The sequence below is a fragment of the Methylocystis sp. H4A genome (assembly GCF_015709545.1).
In the GTDB taxonomy this organism is placed as follows: domain Bacteria; phylum Pseudomonadota; class Alphaproteobacteria; order Rhizobiales; family Beijerinckiaceae; genus Methylocystis; species Methylocystis silviterrae.
This window is the reverse complement of sequence record NZ_JADNQY010000025.1, coordinates 188,912-210,856: the sequence shown is the minus strand read 5'-3', so window position 1 is coordinate 210,856 and position 21,945 is coordinate 188,912. Positions and strand designations below refer to the sequence as shown.

Below are 21,945 nucleotides of genomic sequence, written 5' to 3'. Positions count from 1 at the left end.
GAATCCAGAGCAGAGCGAGCATTGTTGTATCGGCTCTGGATTCCCGGTCAGGCCTTCGGCCTGCCGGGAATGACAGCCCAGACGAACTGCTCAACCGAACGTCGCCTCAAACGTGAATCGCGCGGCCGAAGGCGGCGAGCACGCTTTCATGCATCGTTTCCGACAGCGTCGGATGCGGAAAGATCGTGCGGATCAAGTCTTCTTCGGTGGTCTCGAGATTCATCGCGATAACGAAGCCTTGAATCAGTTCCGTCGCTTCGACCCCAAAAATATGCGCGCCGAGCAGCCTCCCGCTCTTGGCGTCGAAGATCGTCTTCACGACGCCTTCGAGTTCGCCGAGCGCGATCGCCTTGCCATTGGCGAGATAGGGGAAGCGGCCGATCTTGACGTCAATCCCCTGCTCTTTCGCCTTCGCTTCGGTCAGACCGACGGACGCGACCTGCGGATGGCAATAGGTGCAGCCTGGAATGCGCGATCGGTCGAGCGCGTGCGCGTCCAATCCGGCGATCGCCTCGACGCAAGTGACGCCCTCATGCTCCGCCTTATGCGCAAGCATCGGGCCGCCGGCGACATCGCCGATCGCGTAAACGCCTTCGACATTGGTGCGCCCGAAGCCGTCGATCTTGATGACGCCCCGCTCGAGGGCGACGCCGAGCGCCTCCAGCCCGAGATTTTCGACATTGGCGACGACGCCGATCGCCGACAGCGCGCGCTCGACTTCGAGCGTCTCCATCTCGCCGTCTGCGGGCTTCAGCGTCACGGCGAGGCTGTCGGCCTTCTTCTCGACGCCCGTCACCGTCGTCGCGACGCGGATATCGATCCCCTGCTTCTTGAATGATCGATGCGCCAAAGCGGCGATCTCTTCGTCTTCGCTCGGAAGAATATGCGGCAGCGCTTCGACAAGAATGACCTCGACGCCGAACGTCCGATAGAAAGAGGCGAATTCGACGCCGATGGCGCCGGCGCCGACGATGAGCAGCGATTTTGGAAAGCGCTCCGGCTTCATCGCCTCGAAATAAGTCCAGATGAGTCGTCCATCGGGCTCGAGGCCCGGCAGAACGCGCGGGCGCGCGCCGGTCGCGATGATGATGTGTTTCGCCTGATAAACGCCATGGTCGAGCCTCGTTTTCGGCGAGGGCAATTGCGGCTGCGTGGGCGATTTGGTCGGCGCGGCGACGCGCACCTCGCCCTTTGCCGCGATCGTCGCCTCGCCCCATATGACGTCGATCTTGTTCTTCCTGAGCAGAAACGCCACGCCGCCATTGAGCCGCGTCGCCGCCTCGCGCGAATGCGCCACGATGCGCGCGACGTCGGCGCTCAGGGCGCCTGACGAAACGCCGAACCGCTCGCCCTCGCTGGCGAGGCGATAGACCTCGGCCGAGCGCAGCAGCGCTTTCGTGGGGATGCATCCCCAGTTCAGGCAAATGCCGCCAAGATGTTCGCGCTCGACGACCGCCGTCTTCAGCCCCAATTGCGCGGCGCGAATCGCGGCGACATAGCCGCCGGGTCCGCCGCCGATGACGATGAGATCATATGTGTCGGCCATGCTTCGTCCTAGCTTCCAAGTGACCCAGTCTTCAGCGTTGTCGGCAAACCTAAAAAATTCACGAAAATTTACGGCCTGGAGAAAAGCATATATTGTTTAGGCGTTTGCAGTCACGTGACCATAAGGGGGCTTTGAATGAGCGCCCGTCTTGCATCTACGACCGGCTCGCTGCGTTCACTTTCTTTCAAGATCCTCACTGGTCTGCGTCGCGCAGCTCGTTTCATCTGGCGCGCCGCAATAACTGTCGTGCGTCTTTTGCTTTTGGCCTTTCTGATGGTTCTCGTGACCGCTTGGGCCATTTCCACGCCGAAGGACCACCCCTATCGCGTTCTTGATCCCGACTCGCGCGATTGCAACATGCGGATCGGCGAAAACGGGAACTACGCGTCGCCGGCATGGAATATTCTCGCTGCTTATGGCAACGCCGAAAACGAAGCGGCGCTCAAGGACGAGGCAGGTCATTGGGACACGAGATTTCAATGCGCGATACAGCGTCACGAAGTTCCTGTTCCCAGCGCTGATGCCAACAATCGATCGAATCCGCTTGGCTACACGCTGGCCTTTCTGGAATTCAAGGAGGAGGGCGAGCCGTTCGAGCTGATCAAGGACCCTCATCAGCTGTTTACCCTGAACGAATTGACCGATCGCGTGAGCTATATCGAGCGCAGCGAATGGAAGCCGATCACACAACTTGAGGCGCTCAACGCGCATCTTCGATCAGTTGAAAAGCGGACCCACAGCGACGAATTCGGGAATGTCGTCAAGCATAGCAATTATGTAATCGTCTTCGTTCATGGCTGGCGGCATGATGCATCGATCGGAGACGGCAATGTCACCGATCTTCGCGCTTACGCGGCGCATGTCGCGCGATACCTTCGCGACCGGTGCAACGCTGGCGAAAGCGAGCATTGCGGGCGCGAGGTGACGGCGGCGTACGTCGGCTGGCGAGGCGCACGCCTGAACGAGACGCGACTGCATCTTCCCTTTATCGCCCTGGGCAATAGCGTGGGCGCGCTCTTAGATGGCGACGCCTCACATTGCTCGAACGGCGTTTTACCCAGCGAAAAGCCTTTGTGCTGGAAGAACTGGATCAATTCCTGGGGCGATTCGCTCGCTTCCGGCGTCGCGACGCTGACCTTGTTCGACCGCAAACCGGTCAGCGAATATATTGCGCCGCACGCCCTCATGGCGCTGAGAAAAATCGAGCAGGTTCTCAACAAACAGCCCGGGACGAAGGCAAAGCAACGAGACAATCCAAACAAGATGATCGTGATCGGTCATAGCCTCGGCGGCAACATGTTGGCCACGGCTTTGAAAGACCATTTGATCAAGGCTGTGCGTAATCATCCGGGCGCCAACGCCTATTTTTATCCCCCGCTCGGCGATCTCGTGGTTCTCATTAACCCAGCGGCTGAAGCCTCCAAATGGACTGATGTTCAGCGCGCCGTCTGGGAGAAAGTCGCTTTCTTCGAGGGCGAAGGCGACCTCATGGCGGGTCACCGCTTTTTTCCCGCTCATCAAAGTCCTGTCGTGATTTCAGTCACCTCGGCCTATTCCTGGCCTCCCGGCGGGATTCGGCCGGCAGACTGCGCCATAGCCATGCACGACAAACTGAGTTTGCTCGGTCCGGATCTGAATTCGCCGAGCGAAATGTGCGCGAGATACAAGCGGTTCCTAGAGGCAAAAAAACCCGGGGAATTCATCTTCCATGACGAGACGCCGAACCCCGACGAGCGCGCCTGCGGGGCGCTAAGAACGCCGTTTGCGCTCGATCAAGCGGTGGAGGATATCGATCGAAAAAAGAAAATCGGCATCAAGTCTGACCTCGCGACCTATCTCGCTTTCCCGCTTTTTCGCGGCGACCTCCGTCCCCTTGGCGCGATGATCGCCGGCGCCGCGCGCGATTGGCGCGCCGCCTGCGAAAGCTTCGAGCTGCCTGCAAACCGGCGAGAACAGCGGGCGCTGAGCTTTTGGCAGAGGGTCGGAGAATTCGTGAGCGATCTTCCCTTCCAGAATACGGATATCGAATCTTCGCGCACAATCGGCCATCTCGATCCGCCGCGGTCGTCGGTAAGTCTCGTCGACACTTATCGCATGCCGGCGCGCCAGCTCGGCACGACGCATGAAATCCGCAGCATTGGTTGGGCGGCGCCCAACCAGGCGCCCTACGAGCAGATCGCATCCGATCCTTCGTTAGACTGCCAGATCAGCCATGATTGGCTCACGCGCGCGCGACGAGCGACGCCGCCGTTTGGCACTCAGTGGGAGAGCGCATCGCTGGCGCCGCCGCTCGATCTTGATCCTGCTAATCCTCGCGGCAGCGGCGGTCATCCAGCGGTCGAGATGACTCACGGCTTCCGGCTCGCGGGAATGCTCCCGATCACGCGCGCGAACGACCCGTTCTGGAACATGCGCGCCTATGACGATGTGCTCATGAGCCATGGCGGCTTCATGTTCAGTTCGTTCATTTGCGCGATCAATCAGTTCGTCATGGATCGGCCAACACGCTGGCCCGTGCCGTCAACGCCAGCCGAATTACAGAGCGCGCCTACGGCTCAAGAGCCAAATCGGCCGGCGGCGGACGCTCCCAAAATTCGTGGGCGGGCGAGATGAAATCGCCGGCAATAGGCAGTCCAAGAATAGAAAACATTCCAAAACGAAAAGCCTCCCGCAGCCGGCTGCGGGAGGCTCGAATGTGTTCGCGATATAAGTCTTAGGCGGCCTGCGGCAACGCCGATTTGGCCTGCGCCACGATCGCCGCGAAGGCTTCCGGCTGGTGGATGGCGAGATCCGACAAAACCTTGCGGTCGACTTCGATCCCGCCTTTGGCGAGCCCGTCGATGAACCGCGAATAGGTCAGCCCGTGCTCGCGCACGGCGGCGTTGAGCCGCTGGATCCACAGCGCGCGGAACACGCGCTTCTTCGCCTTGCGGTCGCGCGTCGCATATTGCATCGAGCGGTCGACCGCGGCCTTGGCGGCGCGAATCGTATTCTTGCGGCGGCCATAGAAACCTTTGGCGGCCTTGAGGGTCTTCTTGTGCTTGGCGTGCGATGTGACGCCGCGTTTGACGCGAGCCATGACGAAACTCCTTTGCGGAAATAGTGCGCTCTTTGCGATCAGCCGTTCGGCAGGAAGTATTTCTTGACGTTGTCGCCGTCAGTCTTGAACAAGACGTTCGTGCCGCGCAGATTTCTGATCTGCTTGTTCGTCCGCTTGATCATCCCGTGGCGCTTGCCCTGCTGGGCGTAGACCACTTTCCCGGTGCCGGTGATCTTGAAGCGCTTTTTCGCGCCGGATTTCGTCTTCAGTTTGGGCATTTTGCTCTCCCGGGCTCTGGGCCCTGTTGTTTGCGCCGCAGGAAATTGGTCCGAACGACGCGTGTTCGCGCGAGCGAAAGAACCGCCACGGCAGCCCATCACTGGCCGGGCGGTTCTGTAGAGCGCGGTTTATTGCCCAATGCCGGGGGAAACGCAAGTCCGCGCAAGCCTTGGGAGCGCCAGGACAAGCCTTGGGAGCGGCTGGAGTAGACGGCCCCGCCTCTTGGCGACATAGTCCGACCGCCAAGAAGGCTTGAGTCGGCAACAGAGCGAGGAAGACCAAGCAGCGCGACGTTGAACCAAGAATTAACGCCGTTTTTTCGTAAGATTGAAGAACAATCGGAAAGCGCTAGATGTCACTCGCTGGAAACGATCCGGGGCGCATTATGAATATGCATGCATCTATGGGGGCCGCGATTGCCGCGGACTGTCCAGTCAATTCCCACAATGAGTGGGATCCACTGGAGGAGATCATCGTCGGCCGCCTCGAAGGCTCGACAATTCCTTCCGACCATCCGGTCGTCACCTGCAACATCCCCGGCATGGCCGCGCGCGCCCAGTCGCTCGCTGCGGGCTTCCGCTTTCCGAAATTCATGATCGAGCCGGCGCAGCAGGAGCTCGACAATTTCATCAAGGTGCTCGAATCGCTCGGCGTCACGGTGACGCGGCCCGAGCCCTTCAATCACAAGGCGAAATTTTCGACGCCCTATTGGTCGTCGCGCGGCTTCTGCAATTCCTGCCCGCGCGATTCCATGCTCGTCTTCGGCGACGAGATTCTGGAAACGCCCATGGCCTGGCCGTGCCGTTATTTCGAAACGCACTCCTATCGGCCGATCCTGAAGGACTATTTTAAGCGCGGCGCGCGTTGGACCTCGGCGCCCAAGCCGCAACTCACCGACGAACTCTTCGACCCCGATTTCACGCTGCCCGAGAAGGGCGAGCCGCTCCGCTATATTCTCACCGAGTTCGAGCCGGTGTTCGACGCCGCCGATTTCTTCCGCTGCGGCCGCGATATTTTCGTCACGCGCTCCAATGTGACGAACGCCATGGGCATCGACTGGCTGCGCCGCCATCTTGGCGAGGGCTATCGCATCCATGAGATCAAGAGCCGCTGCCCCAATCCGATGCATATCGACACCACGATCCTGCCGCTGGGGCCGGGTCGCGTGCTCATCAATCCCGAATATATCGATCCCGACGAACTGCCCGACATTTTGAAGAAATGGGACATTCTCGTCGCGCCGGAGCCCGATCCGATCAACGACCGCATTCTCGCGATCACCTCGATGTGCGGCAAATGGCTCAGCATGAACATTCTGATGATCGACGAGAAACGCGTCATCGTCGATCCGCATCATACCAACATGATGCGGCAGATGGAGAAATGGGGCTACGAGCCGATCCCGGCGCCCTTCCTGCACTATGCGGCGTTCGGCGGCGCGTTCCACTGCGCGACGCTCGACGTGCGGCGGCGCGGAACGCTCGAAAGCTATTTTTGATTCAATCGCGCTTCTTTCGCCCGACGCTTCTGGCAAGGAGCGCCGGGCGATCTCTATTTCAGGTCGACGCCGCCGAGCCGCAGGCCGATGATGCCCAGAACGATAAGGCCGATCGAGCCTAAACGCAGAAAGGTCGTCGGTTCGTTAAAGAGGTAGACGCCGACAAGCGTCGCCGCGGCGATGCTTGTGCCCGTCCACGCGGCGTACGCCGTGCCGGCGGGAATCGTTTTCACCGCTAGGCCCAGGCATCCGACGCTCGCCGCCATAAAAAAAACCATGATGAGCGAAGGCCAGAGCCGCGTGAATCCTTGGGCATATTTCATCCCGATGAGCCAGCCGACCTCGCAGATGCTGCCGATAAAGAGGATGATCCAATCCATCTAACCGTCCTTGCCAATGCGACGTCGTCGCCGCGTCCGGCGACTTGTGGGTTTTGCGGTCCGATCCGTCAAGAACCGCCAATTTGCATTTCGCCCAATGCCGCCCACATAGGCCGCAAGGAGCTTCCTCATGAGAAAAATTGTCGGCGTTTACCCCGCCCCGGACTCCATGCACTGGGTCGGCGACGGCTTTCCCGTGCGTTCGCTGTTTTCGCATCACGAACATGGCGCGGGGGTGAGCCCCTTTTTGCTGTTCGACTACGCGGGACCGTTTGACTTTCCACCGACCGCCAAGCGGCGCGGCGTCGGCGCCCATCCGCATCGCGGCTTCGAGACGGTGACGATCGTCCTGGACGGCGAGCTCGCGCATCGCGACTCGACCGGCGCCGGCGGACTTATCGGTCCCGGCGACGTGCAGTGGATGCGCGCGGCCTCGGGCGTCGTCCACGAGGAGTATCATTCCGAAAGCTTCGGCAAGTCGGGCGGACGCTTCGAGGTCGTGCAGCTTTGGGTCAATCTGCCGGCGCGCGAGAAGATGAGCCCGCCGCGCTACCAGACCCTCCTCGACAAGGACATTCCGCGCGTCGATCTGCCAGATGACGCCGGAATCGTCCGCGTCATCGCCGGGGAATTCGATGGCCATCGCGGACCGGCGCAAACGGCGACGCCGATCGATCTTTGGGACGTGCGGATCGACGCAGGAAAAAGCGCCCGATTCGCGCTTCCAGAAGGCCATACGGCGCTTGCGGCGATTCTCGAAGGAACGGTCGAAGTCAATGGCGAGCAGATCGCGCGCGCGACGGACGTTGTCGTATTCGACGAGGAAGGCGGCGACATCGCCTTCGAAGCCAACAATGACGTGAAGCTGATCCTCATGAGCGGCGAGCCGATTGACGAGCCCGTGGAGCAACACGGCCCATTCGTGATGAATACGCAGGATGAATTGCGGCAGGCCTTCGCCGACTATCAGTCGGGACGGTTCGGCGTCATCGCGCCCCAGGGCGGCTAGAGCGCTTTCCGAGCACATCGAATGATGTAAGGAATCGCTCAACATCAAAATGTTGGAGCAGGTTCCTATCGAAAAAGTCTGTCAGCTTTTTCGGAACCTGCTCTAAGAGGAAGCGCTGCTGCGACGCGGCGCCAATCTCAGCTCTTCGATCGTCGCCGCGAGCGATGCGAACTCCACCGGCTTGGTGAGAAAAGCATCGACTCCGGCGGCGCGGGCGGCGCGCTCGTCTTCTTCGCGCGCGCTGGCCGTGAGCACCAATATGGGCGTGCGCGGCGCGCCTGCCCGCGCCTCCGCCTCACGAATGCGGAGGCTCGCCTCGCGTCCGTCGAAATCCGGCATGAAAAGATCCATGACGATCACGTCATAGGGCGCGCCCACGCCCTCGATCGCTTCGCGGGCGCGCGCGAGCGCAAGCGCGCCGCTTTCCGCCCGAGTCACTGTCGCGCCAAGCTTCGCGAGGTGACGCGTGAGGATGAGCGCGTTGATCTCATTGTCTTCGGCGATAAGCGCGTTCACCCCGGCGAGCGCCTGCGGCGGCGCGTCGTCGTCAGGCGCCGGCGCCTTGGCGCGCTCTGGCGACAGACGGGCGATCAGCGAGGCGATCCGCACCGGCTTCACCAGCCAGCCGTCGAAGTCGCACAGAGCGTCTTCGCCGAAGGCGCGCCGTTCGATTGGCGAGAAGAGCAGAAACAGTCGTCCCGCCTGCGCGTCGCGAGCGACTTTCGCCAACTGCGCGGTCATTTGCGGGCCCAGCGCGCAGTCGACGATGACGGCGTCGAAGGGTTTCTCGCGCCGCCTTTGCAGCGCGGAGGGCGCATCCTCGGCCGCGACGATCTCCGCTTCGGCTCCGGCGAACCGCAAGCTCTCGGCGAGATAGGGCGCTTCAAAGATGCTTTGCGCAACGATCAGCGCCTTAAGCCCGGAAAGAGGCGCCGGCGCCCTGTCTTCGCTGAACGGCGGCGCAGGAAGCGTGAAGGCGAAAACGGCGCCCATGTCCGATGAATTGACCAGCGCCAGCGCGCCGCCCATCCTGGCGACGAGACGGCGAGAGATGGCGAGGCCGAGCCCTGTGCCCGCCTGCGGGTGGTTCTCGGAAGGATCGGCCTGCTCGAATTCCTCGAAGATCGCCTCGCGCGCCGCCTCTGGAACGCCCGGCCCGGAGTCGCGCACCTCGAAGCGCAGCCGCGCGCCGTCTCGCGCGACGCGCACGCCCACGCCGCCGCGCTCGGTGAATTTCACCGCGTTGCCGATGAGGTTGACGAGCACCTGCCGAAGTCGCGCCGGATCGCCCACGATCTCGCGCGGCGTGTCGGGCAGGATGACGCTGGCAAGCTCCAGCCCTTTGGCCATCGCACGCGGCGCCAGCAATTCGACCACGCTTTCGACGAACGGCGCGAGCGCAAAGGCTTCGTGACGCAGCTCGAACTTGCCGGCTTCGATTTTGGAGAAATCCAGAATGTCGTCGATCAGCTGCGAGAGCGAACGGCTGGAATCGCCGATCGCTTCGACATAGCTCGCCTGTTCGGCGGTGAGCCTGGTCATCGCGAGAAGCTGCGCCAGCCCCATGACGCCGTTGAGCGGCGTGCGGAATTCGTGGCTGACCGCTGCGAGAAAGCGCGACTTGGCAAGACTGGCGGCTTCCGCTCTGTCGCGAGCCGCGGCGGCGGCGCGCAGCTCCCAGATTTCATCGCGCAGCGATTCGAACTCGGCCTCGACCTGTTCGCGGCCGCGCCTGCGCAAAGCAATGAAAATGGACGCCGCCAGCAGCAGAATGGCGAGCTGCGCCGCGAACAAAACCACAATATGGTTTAAGGACATGCGCCCATATCAGGCCGCAAGGCGCCCCGACGCAAGTCCTGCGCGATAGGAAAGCGCTTCAGCAAGATGCGGTCGGCCGACGGATTCAGCGCCGTCGAGATCGGCGATGGTGCGCGCGAGCTTCAAGACCCTGTGAAACCCTCTGGCCGTGAGGCCGAAGCGCTCGGAGGCGTCCCGAATCAGCGCTGTGCCGGCGGCGTCAAGATACGCCACGCGCTCGATGACCGCCGCCGGCGCGGCGGCGTTGGCGGCGACCCTTGGCAGCGAGAGAGCGTCGTAGCGTGCGCGCTGAATCTCTCTAGCCCGCGCGACGCGCGCCGCGACCTGCCGCGAACCCTCGCTCGGCGGCGGCAACACGAGATCGGCGGCGGTCACCGCCGGCACCTCGATCTGCACATCGAAACGGTCGAGCAGCGGCCCCGAAAGCCGCGCCTGATATTGCGCGACGCAGCGTTCATTGGGTTGGCGCTTGCAGGCGTAGCCCGGATCCATCGCGTGACCGCAACGGCAAGGATTCATCGCCGCGACAAGCTGAAAGCGGGCTGGGTAGACGGCGCGATGATTGGCGCGCGACACCGCCACCTCGCCCGTCTCCAGCGGCTGACGCAGGCTGTCCAGCGCTTGCGGTTGAAACTCCGGCAATTCGTCGAGAAAAAGCACCCCGTTGTGGGCGAGCGAAATCTCGCCAGGCTTTGCATGGGAGCCGCCGCCGACCAGCGCCGGCATCGAGGCGGAATGGTGGGGCGCGCGAAAGGGCCGCCGGTCGGTCAGTTCGCCTCCGGCAATCTGCCCCGCCACCGAATGAACCATTGAGACTTCGAGCAATTCCCGCGGGGTCAGCGGCGGCAGGATCGACGGCAGCCGCGCGGCGAGCATCGATTTTCCCGCCCCCGGAGGGCCGCTCATCAGAAGGTTGTGGCCGCCGGCGGCGGCGATCTCGAGCGCGCGCTTGGCGCTCTCCTGTCCCTTGATGTCGGAAAGGTCGGGCTGATCGGCGGCGAGCCTGCGCACCGCCGGCTGAGGCCGGGCCAGAACCTGCACGCCCTTAACGTGATTGACGAGTTGGATGAGCGAGCGCGGCGCGATCACCTCCATATCGCTCGACGCCCAGGCCGCTTCCGGCCCGCATTGGCTCGGACAGATCAATCCCAAGCCCCGCGCGTTGGCGGCCACCGCCGCCGGCAGGACCCCCGCCGTCGGCGTCAGCGTTCCGTCGAGCGCAAGTTCGCCAAGCACGACGAATCCTTCGAGCGCGTCGGAGGGAATGGCTCCAATGGCCGCCATGACGCCAAGCGCGATCGGCACGTCATAGTGGCTTCCCTCTTTGGGCATGTCGGCAGGGGCGAGATTGACGGTGATTCTTTTCGCCGGCAGCGCCAGACCGGACGCGATCAGCGCCGCGCGGACCCGCTCGCGCGACTCGGCGACGGCCTTGTCGGCCAGGCCGACGACGTTGAAGACGACCGCGCCGCTCGAAATCTGCACTTGGACGTCGACGGGACGGGCCTCGACGCCTTCGAACGCGACCGTCGCCACCCTCACCGCCATCGCGCGCTCCCGAGAAATTCTTTTCTGCAATTATCTTCGACAGCTTAACGGGCGCGCGATCCCAGCGCAAGAACATTATATGAACATAGCCGCGCCAGAACTAACCTAGATCGCAAATTGCAATTGCCAAGTTTCGGTTCGCGCGCTGATATTCTGCGGGCGCGGCGCGCAAGCCGTGCGATTGGACAGGTTTAAGGAGGAGATTGGAGATGAAATGGACGACGGGTCTCGCGCTTGTTTTTGCGGCGGCTCTGGCCGCGCCGGCCGCCGCCATGCCGCTCGCGCCGAGTGAGACGGCCGGCGCGCCGATCGTGCAAGTTTATGGCGGTTGCGGGCCTTACGGCCATCGCGGTCCCTATGGCGGCTGCCGTTGGGGCGGACAATGGGGAGGATACGGCGTCGGTCGCGCCTGCCCGCGCGGCTTCCATCTCGGCCCCTACGGCCGCCGCTGCTGGCCAAACTAAGCTCAGCGAAAAGCCGGGATGGCGAACCGTCCCGGCGCTTTGGCGGCGCCCTCCCGTCGCCGTCAGGGCTGCTTTGGCCCGGACGGGCGAAGTCCCGTCCCGCCTCTTGGCTGTTCCGCGGCGCTCGGGGCTGGCGCGTCGCTCGGCGCCACCGGCGCCGAAGATCCCAGCGAAACCGAGAGGCCGAACAGCTTCCACTGGCCTTGAACCGGCGCATAGAGCAGCTCGAAGCGAATCTGCGTCGGCACGGAGGGGAAAAACCCTGACATGTGCATCATACCCGTCGACTCGATTTGCGGCAGCATGCTGAGCTGCGGCTCCAAGACGGCGACGCCTGACAGGTCGAGATGTTGGTTGCGCTGATAGGCGAAAATTTCCGCTAGCCGCGCGGCCGTGTTCGTCTGGAAGCCCGGGGCTCCAAGGTCGCGCAGCACCGTATAATTGCCGGTTTTGTTGGCCTGGTCGAGCGCAAGCAGAGTCGAGCGGACGAGAATCAGAACCCCGTTCTTGTCGATATCAGCGGGCCTTGGCGCCTGCGCCGGCCTCGACGGCGCAGGCTTAGGCGCCGGCTTAGGCGACTGCGCCGAAGCCATCATCGGAGAGAAACTCGCGGCCACAAGGGCCGCGAGCAGTATTGTCTTGACCTTCACGATCATGGATCACCAAGCCAGCGTCACGCCGGCGCGGCCAGCGACGCCGCCGTATTTGAGGCCCGCGCCGATGCCGGCATTGACCACCGCCCATTCGTTCAAGCGAAGTTGCGCCTGAGCGGCAAGGCCGTACTGACCACGGAAGGTGCCGAAGTTGCCGGTGACCGAGAAAAACTTGTTGTCCGGCAGGTAGCTGGCGCCGCCGAGCGCGACGGCGACCGCCGTGCCCTCGTAACCACGTTGCACCGATCTTCCGAGGCTATACACGCTTTGCGACAGGCCCAGAACGCCGGCCTGGAGAGCTTGGATGTCCTGCGGACCGAAAGCCGAAGTCGCAAGATTTCCGTTAGCGTCAGTGGTGGTGAACTTCGTCACGCCAACCTGCGAGGCCAGGCTCTGGGCCGAGGTGATGCCCGGCGCTTGGTAGACGTTGTTCGCCGTGCCGAGCACGATCTGGTTGGGAGCGGTGGCGACTGCGCCGACGCCGATCGCCGTCGAGCCGACGCCCGTCGCGGAGGAGCCGGCGCCGATCGCCGTCGAGCCTAAGCCCGTCGCGGAGGAGCCGACGCCCATGGCCGTGGAAGCCACGCCGCTCGCGTTGGAGAACGCGCCGTTCGCCGTGGAGCCGATGCCACTCGCGTTTGAGAACGCGCCAGAGGCCGTGGCGCCAGCGGCGCTGGCGTTCGAAAAGGCGCCGGTCGCGGAGGAGCCCAAGCCGGTCGACGTGGAGCCGAACCCATAGGCGTTCGAGGCCTTGCCCGTCGCCTTCGAGAAGTCGCCGACGGCCGTGCCGTTGTTCGACGCGGTCGAATTGAGACCGATCGCGACCGAGTCGGTGGCTTTCGCGTTCGTGCCGATCGCGATCGCGTTGGCGCCCTTGGCGCCCGCCTGCGCGTTGTTGCCGATCGCGACCGCGTTCGTTCCAATCGCCTTCGAACCTGAGCCGGCGGCGAAGGAATTGTCGCCCAACGCAGCGTTGCCCGTGCCGACGGCGGTGCCGCTGTCGCCGGTGACCAGATTGCCAGAGCCAAAGGCCTGGGCAGTATCGGCGACGACGAGGTTGGTGTTGCCGATCGCGGTGGATTTGTCGCCAATGACGCCGTTGATGGTGCCGACCGCGTTCGAGCCATCGCCAATCACGCCGTTGATCGTGCCGACCGCGTTCGAACCGTCGCCGATCACGCCGTTGATCGTGCCGACCGCGTTCGAACCGTCGCCGATCACGCCGTTAAGCGTGCCGACGGCGTGCGAACCGTCGCCGATCACGCCGTTGAAGGCGCCCATGGCTGCGGAGTTGTCGCCAATGACGCCGTTGACCGTGCCGAAGGCGCTGGAATTGTCGCCGATGACGGCGTTGGTCGTGCCGACGATGGTGGACTTGTCTCCAACCACAAGGTTCTTGGCGCCGACAGAAGTGGAGTTCTTCCCCAGGATGCCGTTGAGCGTGCCGACAGCGGTCGAGTTTTCGCCGGCGATCGCGTTGAACGAGCCGACCGAGGTCGCCTTGGTCGACGCGGCGGTGATGATATTCAGATTGCCGACCGCGGTGGAGCCGTCCGCATTGGCGAAATTCGCCACGCCCACCGCAGTGGAGCCCGTTCCCGCGGAAGTGTTGGCGACGCCCTGCGCGACAGACAGCGGCCCCGACGCGGTGTTGCCGACGCCCTGCGCGACAGAACCCAATCCGGTCGATTTGTTGCCGACGCCGATCGCCGCCGAGGCAACTCCATCCGAGGTGTTGCCTACGCCGATTGCCGCAGACCCAGCTCCGTTGGAGGTGTTTTTTGTGCCAACCGCCGACGAGCCAAGTCCGTTCGAGGTGTTGCCGACGCCAACCGCCGAGGAGCCGACGCCGTTGGACGTATTGCCGATGCCGATCGCCGCGGAGCCAGCGCCATTCGACTCATTGAGATTGCCGATCGCCGTCGACAGATCGCCCTTCGAAAGGTTGCCGACGCCAACGGCCGAGGAACCGAGGCCCGACGAGGTGTTCAGAACGCCAAACGCCGCAGAGCCAGCTCCGATGGCGTTGTTGCCGTTGCCAAATGCAGCGGCGCCGAGCCCAGAGGCGGTATTGCCGATGCCAAAGGCCGACGAAAGGTTCCCAGACGCGGTGTTGGTGTTGCCGAACGCCGCCGAACCTGCCCCAGAGGAAGTATTGCCAATGCCGAAAGCCGAGGACACGGCTCCCGACGCATTGTCGAGAAATCCGCAGGCAAAGGAAGTAAACGCAGCGGCGGAGCCGAATGAATTGCCGCAGACTGCGGCGCTCGCCGAAGTCGGAGCAAACGCCGCGCCCATCGCTACAGCGGCCGAGCCGCCCATGAGCGCGCGACGAATCGCGATGGCGCCATTTTTCGACGTGCTGAGTTTCCGAGAAAGTTTGGTCACGAACAGTTCCCCCAGTTCCTAGTCTGCGATGAGCACCGAGCCGCGAATTTGCCAAGCCGCGGGAAGAGCGATCGTGATGTTTACAATTTATACGGGCATGCACAGTCAACGACGAACGACGCCTTTTGCGCTCGGTTTGGCCACATTTCCGGCCGCTGTGATAAATAGGAAACAGTGCGGAAGTGACTGAAAACACGTCAAATACTTGAAGTAACTCATCTATTTGGATTCTGATCATGCGCGCCTCAATTGAGCGCCGGGCGCGCCTCAAACCGCCGCATCCACCACTTGGGAAATATCGGCCTACAACGAGAGATAGGTGCGTGATTCTCTTGCAGTTTTGCGAGAATCGCCGCGCGTCATTTGCAAATCCGCCGGCCGAAAGGGAGAATGAAACTCCCTTTACGCTCCGGAAACTTGCTTATGACGACTCACTTCGGGACGGCCGTGCAGGCGGCGATTGCGCGTAACGCCGCCTCCTATGACGATCTTCCTTATGTCTCGCATCCCTTTCCGCAGACGCATCCGGCGCGGCTTGGCGCGGTCGCCCGCATCTTCAAGCTGACGGCCCCCGATCTCTCCCGCGCCCGCGTTTTGGAGCTTGGATGCGCGGCCGGGGGCAATCTCATCCCGCTCGCGGCCCGTCACCCCGACGCCTATTTTCTCGGCGTCGACCTTTCCCAGCGACAAATCGATGAGGGTCAGCAGCGAATCGCCGCGCTCGGACTGTCCAACGTCAATCTGCGCCGCCAGAGCCTGACCGACCTTCGGTCCAAGGACGGGGGGTTCGACTATATTATCTGTCACGGCGTCTACAGCTGGGTGCCCGAGCAGGTGCGCGACGCGATTCTGCGCATCGCCCGCGAGAATTTGGCGCCGCACGGCGTCGCCTTCATCAGCTACAATGTTCAGCCCGGATGGCGGCTGCGGCAGACCTTGCGCGACGCGCTGGGGCTGCACGTCGGGCCGCACGGCTCGCTGCGCGAGCGCGTCGCCCGCGCCCGCGAAATGCTGTCCTTTCTGGAGCAGAACACGCCGGCGGAGACAACCTGGGGCAGTATTTTCCGCGCCGAAGCCGCCAATTTGCGTATGGCGGACGACTCCTACATCGGCCACGAATTTCTCGAAGACTGCAACGAGCCGTGCAGTTTCTCCGAGTTCATGGCGAGCGCCGGGGGCCGCGGACTGGCCTATCTCGGCGAGGCGGGGCTTTCGACGATGATGCCCGAAAATATGAATCCGGCGGCGGCGCCCTTGCTGCGCGCGCTGGCGGGCGACAATCAGGTGTCGCTCGAGCAGCATATGGACATTTTCACCGGCCGGACGTTCCGCCAGACCCTGCTCATCCATAAAGAGCGGGAAGGCAAGTGCGTCCGCACAGTGACGCCCGATGCGCTCCAAGATCTACATTTTCTGGCGCGGCCGGACTTTGGTTTTTCGCGTGAAGCGGACGGCATCGCCTTTTTCGCCGACGGTTCCGGCGCCTGGTTTTCCACACGGGATCCTGGCGTGCGGAAGGCCATGGACGCGCTTGTCGCGCGCCTGCCGGATTCGAGTTCGATCGACGAGCTCGTCGCAGCGATGGAGGTGCGCGGCGCCTCCGTCGACGAGGCGATGCGATCCAGAATCGCCGACGCGCTTATGCGCATGACGCTTGTCGGGCTCTTGACGGGCTCGACGGAACCCCTGCGGATCGCTCGCGCGCTTTCGGCGCAGCCTATCGCCTGCCCCATGCTGCGGGCTGACGCGGCCGCCGGCGTCTTGCACTCGGCCAATCTGCGCCACGAGCCGATTCGGCTCGATATCGTCGCTCAAGTGGTGACGCCGCTGCTCGACGGCAGTAACGACCGCGACGGCCTGATCGCCGCGACGATCGCCGCGGCGGATGCCGGCCGCGTCACTTTCCAGCGCGCCGGTCAGACAGTGGTCGAGCCGGCCGATGTCGCCGTCTGCGCCGCCGAGCACGTCGACCGCGTGCTCGGCCACCTTCAGAGCAACGCCTGCCTCATCGCCTGAGGACGCCTCCAAGGTCGAGGGCGGATCAGCCGCGCCTCGATTCATCAGGCGGAGCGGGCTCTGGCGAAGCGGCGCTCTCCGCCTGATCATCTGCATTCGGCACGCCTCGCGTCGGCGCATTTATGGAGAGGATCCGCCGGCGCAGCTGACTCGGCTACGAACTCTCACCTTCCTTGCCGCGCGAATTTTCATCGGCGAGAACAGTGTTCTCGATCGGCGTGATCACCTTGAGCGTTAGAAAGGTGAAAACCGCGATCGCCACCGCGACGTCATAGCTTTCTAGACCGACTGCGGCTCCAATAGCGCCTGTCGCCCACAGGCTCGCCGCGGTCGCCGTTCCTTTGACCGACGCGCCTTGCTTGAGAATGGCGCCGCCGCCGATGAAACCAATTCCGGTGATGACGCCTTGGATGATTCTCGCCATGCCGTCAGGCGAATTCGCCATGTATTGCTCAGCCGCCTGGACAAATCCGCAGGAGGCAAGAGCGACGAGTGGAAAGGTGCGAAGCCCTGCGCTGCGGTCCTGTCGCTCTCGATCCCAGCCGATCGGCAAAGCGAGCGCATAGGCGCCAGCAAGCGCCGCGAGATGCGGAAGAATCTGAAATTTGTCCACGTCGAAGCCGCTTGCCGCCCCAAGTTTACAGTAGGCGACGAAGCAGACGTTTCAATACGCCGCAAGCTCTGGATTGACCGGAGCGCTGGCCAATATGCTCCCTATCCGCAACTCGCACCAATGAAGCGATGAGCAGAGCGAAATTGGCGATTGCATCGACGGCGAACGGCGCGCTCCGCGCCCGAGCCGCCTGGGAGCCGCGAGCGAAGATCGCACTCGCGGGGGTCGTCGTCTGCGCGGTCGGTCTTGTCGCTTACGCGGGTCCAGGCCTCGGACCTCGCGCGTCGCACATGGCGACGCACATAATACTCATGAGCGCGCTCGCGCCTTTTTTGGCTGTGCTGTCGATAAGGTTTGCGTCGGCAGCAGTCCTTACGACCGGTCGCGCCTTGGCGATTGTCACCGCAGCGCAGCTTGCCCTGCTCTATGCGTGGCATGCGCCGGGCGCTGCCGCTTACACGGAGTCGCATCCGGCTGCGCATCTTTCGATGCACGCCTCATTGCTCGCGGCGGCGTTGCTTTTTTGGCTCGCGATTCTTGGCGATACAGGAATCGCGCGTTGGCGCAGCGTCGCCGCTCTGGCGATCACCGGAAAGCTCGCCTGCCTCCTCGGCGTGCTTCTTGTGTTCGCGCCGCGGGTTCTCGACACAAGCGCTGCGAGTTGGGGAGCGACCACAGAGATGATGCTGGCGGATCAGCGCCTTGCCGGCCTGCTGATGCTGGCGGCCTGCCCTGCAAGCTATGTCCTCTCCGGCGTTTGGATCGCATCCCAGTGGCTGCTTGCATTGGAGGACGATCGCTTGCACGCGGTTTCCGATCGTCCGGACGGCGCCTAGAGCGCGCCTCGATGCCTGACCGCCAGAGCGACCCGAAGCGCCTTCCAAACGAAACGCCGCGGCCGCCAGGCGAACTTGAAGAGCTTGAGCGCGTCTGGGCCTATCCGCCAGGGTGGCGAAAAATCAGCGAGATCAACAACAGCCTCGTCGGCGTCATCTATATCGGCGCGGCCTTTCTGTTCTTTCTGCTCGCGGGCGTGCTGGCGCTGATCATGCGCGTCCAGCTTTCGCACGGCGACAATCGTTTCATCGGACAGGATCTCTACAACCAGATCTTTACCGTGCATGGCACGACGATGATGTTCCTTTTCGCCGTGCCTGTGATGGAGGCGCTCGGCGTCATTTTGCTGCCGCAGATGCTGGCCGCGCGCGACCTTCCCTTTCCAAGGCTCAGCGCCTTCGCCGTCTGGGCCTATGTGATTGGCGGCCTCGTGTTTTTCTCGACGATTTTCTACGGCCTTTCGCCGAGCGGTGGCTGGTTCATGTATCCGCCGCTGACGCTGACAAGATTTTCGCCTGGAGATAACGCCGATTTCTGGCTGCTCGGCATCGGCTTCATCGAAATATCGGCGATCGCTGGCGCGATTGAAATCATCGTCGGGATGCTGCGCACGCGGCCGCCGGGAATGACGCTCGACAAGATGCCGCTCTTTGGCTGGTCGATGCTGGTCTTTGCGGCGATGATCGTCTTCGCCTTCCCCGCCGTGATCCTCGCGACGATGATGCTCGAGATCGAGCGGTCCTTCGGCTGGCCCTTCTTCAATGCGGCCCAGAGCGGCGATCCGTTGCTGTGGCAGCACCTCTTCTGGTTTTTCGGGCATCCCGAGGTCTACATCATCTTCCTACCGGCGGCCGGTCTCGTCTCGATGATCGTGCCGACGATGGCGCAACGGCCGCTGATCGGATACCGGCTGATCGTCGTCGCGCTGATCGCGACAGGCTTCTTCAGCTTCGGCCTGTGGGTGCATCACATGTTCAGCACCGGCTTACCGGCGCTGAGCCTCGGTTTCTTTTCGGCCGCGAGCATGGCGGTCGCCGTGCCTTCCGGCATTCAGGTCTTCTCATGGATCGCGACGATCGCCGCGGCGCGCGATCGATTCAGACTCTCCACGCCGTCGCTGTTCATTCTCGGATTTCTTTTCATCTTCGCCATCGGCGGCCTGACCGGCGTGATGGTCGCGGTCGTGCCTTTCGATCTCCAGGCGCATGACAGTTACTTCGTCGTCGCGCATTTCCATTACGTGCTCGTCGGCGGCATGGTGTTTCCGCTCTTTGCGACCTTCTATTACTGGGATCCGATGATCAGCCGGAACCGGCTTTCGGAGCGCCTTGGGCGCTACGTGTTCTGGCTGATGTTCATCGGCTTCAACGTCGCCTTTTTCCCCATGCACATCTCTGGTCTCCTCGGCATGCCGCGGCGCGTTTGGACTTACCCCCGCGCCATGGGCTGGGACACGCTGAACATGATATCGACGATCGGCGCGTTCATTCTCGCGCTCGGCGTGCTGGTGTTCGTCGTGGATCTTTTTGTGCGTTTCCGACGCGATTGGGAGACGCAGAGAACGCAGACCAATCCCTGGGACGCCGGAACGCTGGAGTGGCTGCCGAGCGATCTCTATTCGATGCGCAGCGTTCCGATCGTGACGAGTCGCTACCCTCTATGGGATCAGCCCAATCTCGCCGAAGACGTCGCGGCGGGGGCCTATTATCTGCCGAACGCCGCAACCGGACGGCGCGAGACGATCGTCACCTCGCCCATCGAGGCCCGACCGGAATATCTCCTTGAAATGCCGGGACCCGGCTGGGCGCATATGTTCTCCGCGGTCTTCACGGCCGCCTTCTTTCTGCTGCTGACGGTAAAGGCCGTTGCGATCGCGCTCGTCTGCGGCGCTTTGGCCGTCTTCGCCACGCTCGTCTGGTGCTGGCAGCTCGACCCGCCGCCGCGCGGACGGGTGGAGATCGGCGGCGGGATCAGTCTGCCCACCTATATGTCCGGACCCTCGTCGCACGCCTGGTGGGCGATGATCGTGCTTATCCTCGTCGCCGGCTCGCTCTACATCACCTTCGTCTTCTCCTACCTCTATCTTTGGACCGTCAGCCCGCAAGTCTGGCCCGTCGTTGGCGCGTCGCCGCTTCCGGACCTGCGCTGGGCCGCGAGCGGCGCGTCGCTGATGCTTCTCAGCATTCTTGCTTACGGGATGGCCGACCGTGCGCTTCCCAAACCCGGTTCGATCGGCCTTTCGGCGGCGCTCCTGATGATCGCCGGCGCCTTGTGCCTCATCGCCGGGGTCGGGATAGAAGGCTACGCGCAATGGCGATCCGGCCTGCGGCCGGGGGAAAACTCCTACGGCGCCATGGTGTATTTGGAGATCGTCTTGACAGGTCAGCTTGTGGCGACTGTCGCGGTGATGACCGGATTCGCCTTGGCGCGTCTCGTCACGGGGAAACTCGATGCGCAGCGACGCGTATCATTCGAAAGCGCGGCGCTGCTGGCTTACTACACAGCCGCGCAAGGGCTCCTCGGATTTCTGCTCATTTATGGCTTTCCGCGAATGCTGGAGTAGACGATGTCGCGCGCAAGCAAGGCTGAGCATCCTCGCTGGTCTCTGACGACGATTATCGCCTTTCTACTCGCCGGTCCCATCGTCTGGGGCCTGCATTTTCTTTTTGTCTATGGCGGGCACACGCTGATGTGCGTGCTCGGCTGGTCCAGCGAGCCTCAAATCATACGGGCGAGTGTGATCGTGGCGGGCGGCGCAGCCCTTGCGCTTCTTGTTTTCATCGCGCGCGCGGCGCGCCGCTGGCGTCGCTATGTGGTCGAGAGCGACGGCGACGCCGCTCTGTCAGCGGAATTTCAAATGTATGCGACGTTGCTGCTCATCTTGCTGTCGAGCGCCGGCGTGGTGTGGGCGAGCCTCGCGGCTTTCTTTATCGCTCCCTGCCAGACGCTGCGATGAAGTCGCCGAGATCGTAAAAAGTGCGGGAGGATGGCGCCGCGGGCGCTGCGCCTGAGCAGCCGGCGCTGACGCGCTGCCGGCTGCGCCAAAGCGTGGAGCATCTGGCGCCGGTTTGCGCGCGCACTAGTCAATTCTCAGGCTGGGCCGGATCAGCCTACGCCGCTCGCGACCCTCTGGCGTCCAAGCTCTGGACTCTAGGCCGCAGGCTTCGCTTGTTCGGCAACCTTGACCGGAAGCTGCGTGCGTATCGCGTCGACGATCCTCTGAACGGAGGCGTCGGCCTCACTGGCGCGCTTCTCCGCCGCGACCGCCCGCTGCTCCATCGCCGCCAGTTCGGCCTGCCTCGCCGCGAGCTGCGACTGCACCCCGTCGAGATCTTTCCGCGTCTGAATGAGGGCCGCGGAGAGTTCGGCGGCTTCCGACTCCGATTTGCGCAACGCAGCTTCGGCGCGATCGCCACGGTCTTCCGCGCGCTCCAGCTTCTCTCTCACCACATTGGCGGCGCTATGCGCGCGCGCCACCGCCTGAGCGGACTGCTTTTCGAGCTCCTTGATCGCCGCGGCGGCCTGGGACACGAGGTCCAGCGCCGCCGTAGCGTCGTCAGTGGCGCGCGGCCGCTGACGGACAGGAAAGTTCGGCGCCGGCGGCGCCAGCGGCCTGTTGTCCCCTCTCGGGATGATTTCGTCCATCACCTGATCCAGATCCAGCGAATCCATTTGCGCCTCCCGCCATCGCACGAACTGAGTTGGGCCAGCCGTCCAATCAGATTCCTATTATGGTCAAGAATCCGGCCAAATCTCGACCATTAGGTCAAGTTTTAACCATAACCAGCGGGGTAAGCGTTTTTCCTAGGACAGATCGGCCTCCAGGAACCAATGCTTAAGCTAATAAGAGCGCCGA

The 21,945-nt window shown here is 63.1% G+C and carries 18 protein-coding genes; 8 read left to right on the top strand and 10 right to left on the bottom strand.

From position 1 onward, the window contains the following. Nucleotides 1-106: 106 nt before the first annotated feature. On the bottom strand, nucleotides 107-1,546 hold the full coding sequence (gene lpdA, locus IYW40_RS12505) for a dihydrolipoyl dehydrogenase (RefSeq protein WP_196400712.1): 1,440 nt from the start codon (nucleotides 1,544-1,546) through the stop codon (nucleotides 107-109). 135 nt (nucleotides 1,547-1,681) lie between these two features. On the opposite strand from lpdA, the gene IYW40_RS12500 reads away from it, so the two are divergent. Next, entirely contained in the window at nucleotides 1,682-4,159 is a 2,478-nt protein-coding gene (locus IYW40_RS12500) for a hypothetical protein (protein ID WP_196400711.1), read from the top strand. Between the two features lie 100 nt (nucleotides 4,160-4,259). On the opposite strand, the gene rplT is transcribed toward IYW40_RS12500, so the two are convergent. Both rplT and rpmI read right to left on the bottom strand, forming a co-directional pair. Further along, nucleotides 4,260-4,625 (bottom strand): 50S ribosomal protein L20, encoded by a 366-nt coding sequence (gene rplT, locus IYW40_RS12495; protein ID WP_018409162.1) that lies wholly within the window; start codon nucleotides 4,623-4,625, stop codon nucleotides 4,260-4,262. 38 nt (nucleotides 4,626-4,663) lie between these two features. Beyond that, nucleotides 4,664-4,864 (bottom strand): 50S ribosomal protein L35, encoded by a 201-nt coding sequence (gene rpmI / locus IYW40_RS12490; RefSeq protein WP_014890449.1) that lies wholly within the window; start codon nucleotides 4,862-4,864, stop codon nucleotides 4,664-4,666. Nucleotides 4,865-5,250: 386 nt separating this feature from the next. Between rpmI and IYW40_RS12485 the strand changes: the two genes are divergently transcribed. Then, complete coding sequence (locus IYW40_RS12485) at nucleotides 5,251-6,363, top strand: amidinotransferase (RefSeq protein WP_196400800.1); 1,113 nt, start codon at nucleotides 5,251-5,253, stop codon at nucleotides 6,361-6,363. A gap of 53 nt (nucleotides 6,364-6,416) precedes the next feature. On the opposite strand, the gene IYW40_RS12480 is transcribed toward IYW40_RS12485, so the two are convergent. Further along, nucleotides 6,417-6,743 (bottom strand): multidrug efflux SMR transporter, encoded by a 327-nt coding sequence (locus IYW40_RS12480; RefSeq protein ID WP_196400710.1) that lies wholly within the window; start codon nucleotides 6,741-6,743, stop codon nucleotides 6,417-6,419. Between the two features lie 130 nt (nucleotides 6,744-6,873). Between IYW40_RS12480 and IYW40_RS12475 the strand changes: the two genes are divergently transcribed. Next, nucleotides 6,874-7,752 carry a pirin family protein gene (locus IYW40_RS12475; protein WP_196400709.1) on the top strand — a complete coding sequence of 293 codons (879 nt, stop codon included), beginning with the start codon at nucleotides 6,874-6,876 and terminating at the stop codon, nucleotides 7,750-7,752. A 102-nt stretch (nucleotides 7,753-7,854) separates the two neighbouring features. Here the strand turns inward: IYW40_RS12475 and IYW40_RS12470 are convergent, their stop codons facing one another. After that, nucleotides 7,855-9,570: an ATP-binding protein gene (locus IYW40_RS12470; RefSeq protein WP_196400708.1), complete on the bottom strand. Its 1,716-nt coding sequence runs from the start codon at nucleotides 9,568-9,570 to the stop codon at nucleotides 7,855-7,857. Between the two features lie 9 nt (nucleotides 9,571-9,579). After that, nucleotides 9,580-11,118 (bottom strand): YifB family Mg chelatase-like AAA ATPase, encoded by a 1,539-nt coding sequence (locus IYW40_RS12465; protein WP_196400707.1) that lies wholly within the window; start codon nucleotides 11,116-11,118, stop codon nucleotides 9,580-9,582. 209 nt (nucleotides 11,119-11,327) lie between these two features. Between IYW40_RS12465 and IYW40_RS12460 the strand changes: the two genes are divergently transcribed. After that, a complete protein-coding gene (locus tag IYW40_RS12460) occupies nucleotides 11,328-11,582 on the top strand; it encodes a hypothetical protein (RefSeq protein WP_196400706.1) in 255 nt (84 codons plus the stop codon). A gap of 62 nt (nucleotides 11,583-11,644) precedes the next feature. On the opposite strand, the gene IYW40_RS12455 is transcribed toward IYW40_RS12460, so the two are convergent. Together IYW40_RS12455 and IYW40_RS12450 are read right to left on the bottom strand one after the other, a co-directional pair. Next, the gene (locus tag IYW40_RS12455) at nucleotides 11,645-12,238 is read right to left on the bottom strand and encodes a hypothetical protein (protein WP_196400705.1); all 594 of its coding nucleotides are present in this window, start codon (nucleotides 12,236-12,238) and stop codon (nucleotides 11,645-11,647) included. A 3-nt stretch (nucleotides 12,239-12,241) separates the two neighbouring features. Then, nucleotides 12,242-14,623 (bottom strand): cell surface protein, encoded by a 2,382-nt coding sequence (locus IYW40_RS12450; protein WP_196400704.1) that lies wholly within the window; start codon nucleotides 14,621-14,623, stop codon nucleotides 12,242-12,244. Between the two features lie 423 nt (nucleotides 14,624-15,046). On the opposite strand from IYW40_RS12450, the gene IYW40_RS12445 reads away from it, so the two are divergent. Further along, on the top strand, nucleotides 15,047-16,639 hold the full coding sequence (locus tag IYW40_RS12445) for a methyltransferase regulatory domain-containing protein (protein ID WP_196400703.1): 1,593 nt from the start codon (nucleotides 15,047-15,049) through the stop codon (nucleotides 16,637-16,639). Nucleotides 16,640-16,793: 154 nt separating this feature from the next. Here IYW40_RS12445 and IYW40_RS12440 read toward each other — a convergent pair whose 3' ends face one another. Next, nucleotides 16,794-17,252, bottom strand: coding sequence for an MgtC/SapB family protein (locus tag IYW40_RS12440; RefSeq protein WP_196400702.1), 459 nt, complete (start codon nucleotides 17,250-17,252; stop codon nucleotides 16,794-16,796). Between the two features lie 128 nt (nucleotides 17,253-17,380). Here IYW40_RS12440 and IYW40_RS12435 point away from each other — a divergent pair, with 128 nt between their 5' ends. From IYW40_RS12435 to IYW40_RS12425, 3 genes are read left to right on the top strand one after another with little or no spacing between them, the layout of a single operon-like run. Continuing rightward, entirely contained in the window at nucleotides 17,381-18,088 is a 708-nt protein-coding gene (locus IYW40_RS12435) for a cytochrome c oxidase assembly protein (protein ID WP_196400701.1), read from the top strand. 11 nt (nucleotides 18,089-18,099) lie between these two features. Then, nucleotides 18,100-20,652: a cbb3-type cytochrome c oxidase subunit I gene (locus tag IYW40_RS12430; RefSeq protein WP_196400700.1), complete on the top strand. Its 2,553-nt coding sequence runs from the start codon at nucleotides 18,100-18,102 to the stop codon at nucleotides 20,650-20,652. A gap of 3 nt (nucleotides 20,653-20,655) precedes the next feature. Then, the gene (locus tag IYW40_RS12425; protein WP_196400699.1) at nucleotides 20,656-21,045 is read left to right on the top strand and encodes a hypothetical protein; all 390 of its coding nucleotides are present in this window, start codon (nucleotides 20,656-20,658) and stop codon (nucleotides 21,043-21,045) included. Between the two features lie 194 nt (nucleotides 21,046-21,239). On the opposite strand, the gene IYW40_RS12420 is transcribed toward IYW40_RS12425, so the two are convergent. Then, the gene (locus IYW40_RS12420; protein ID WP_175093023.1) at nucleotides 21,240-21,761 is read right to left on the bottom strand and encodes an ABC transporter permease; all 522 of its coding nucleotides are present in this window, start codon (nucleotides 21,759-21,761) and stop codon (nucleotides 21,240-21,242) included. Nucleotides 21,762-21,945 lie beyond the last annotated feature (184 nt).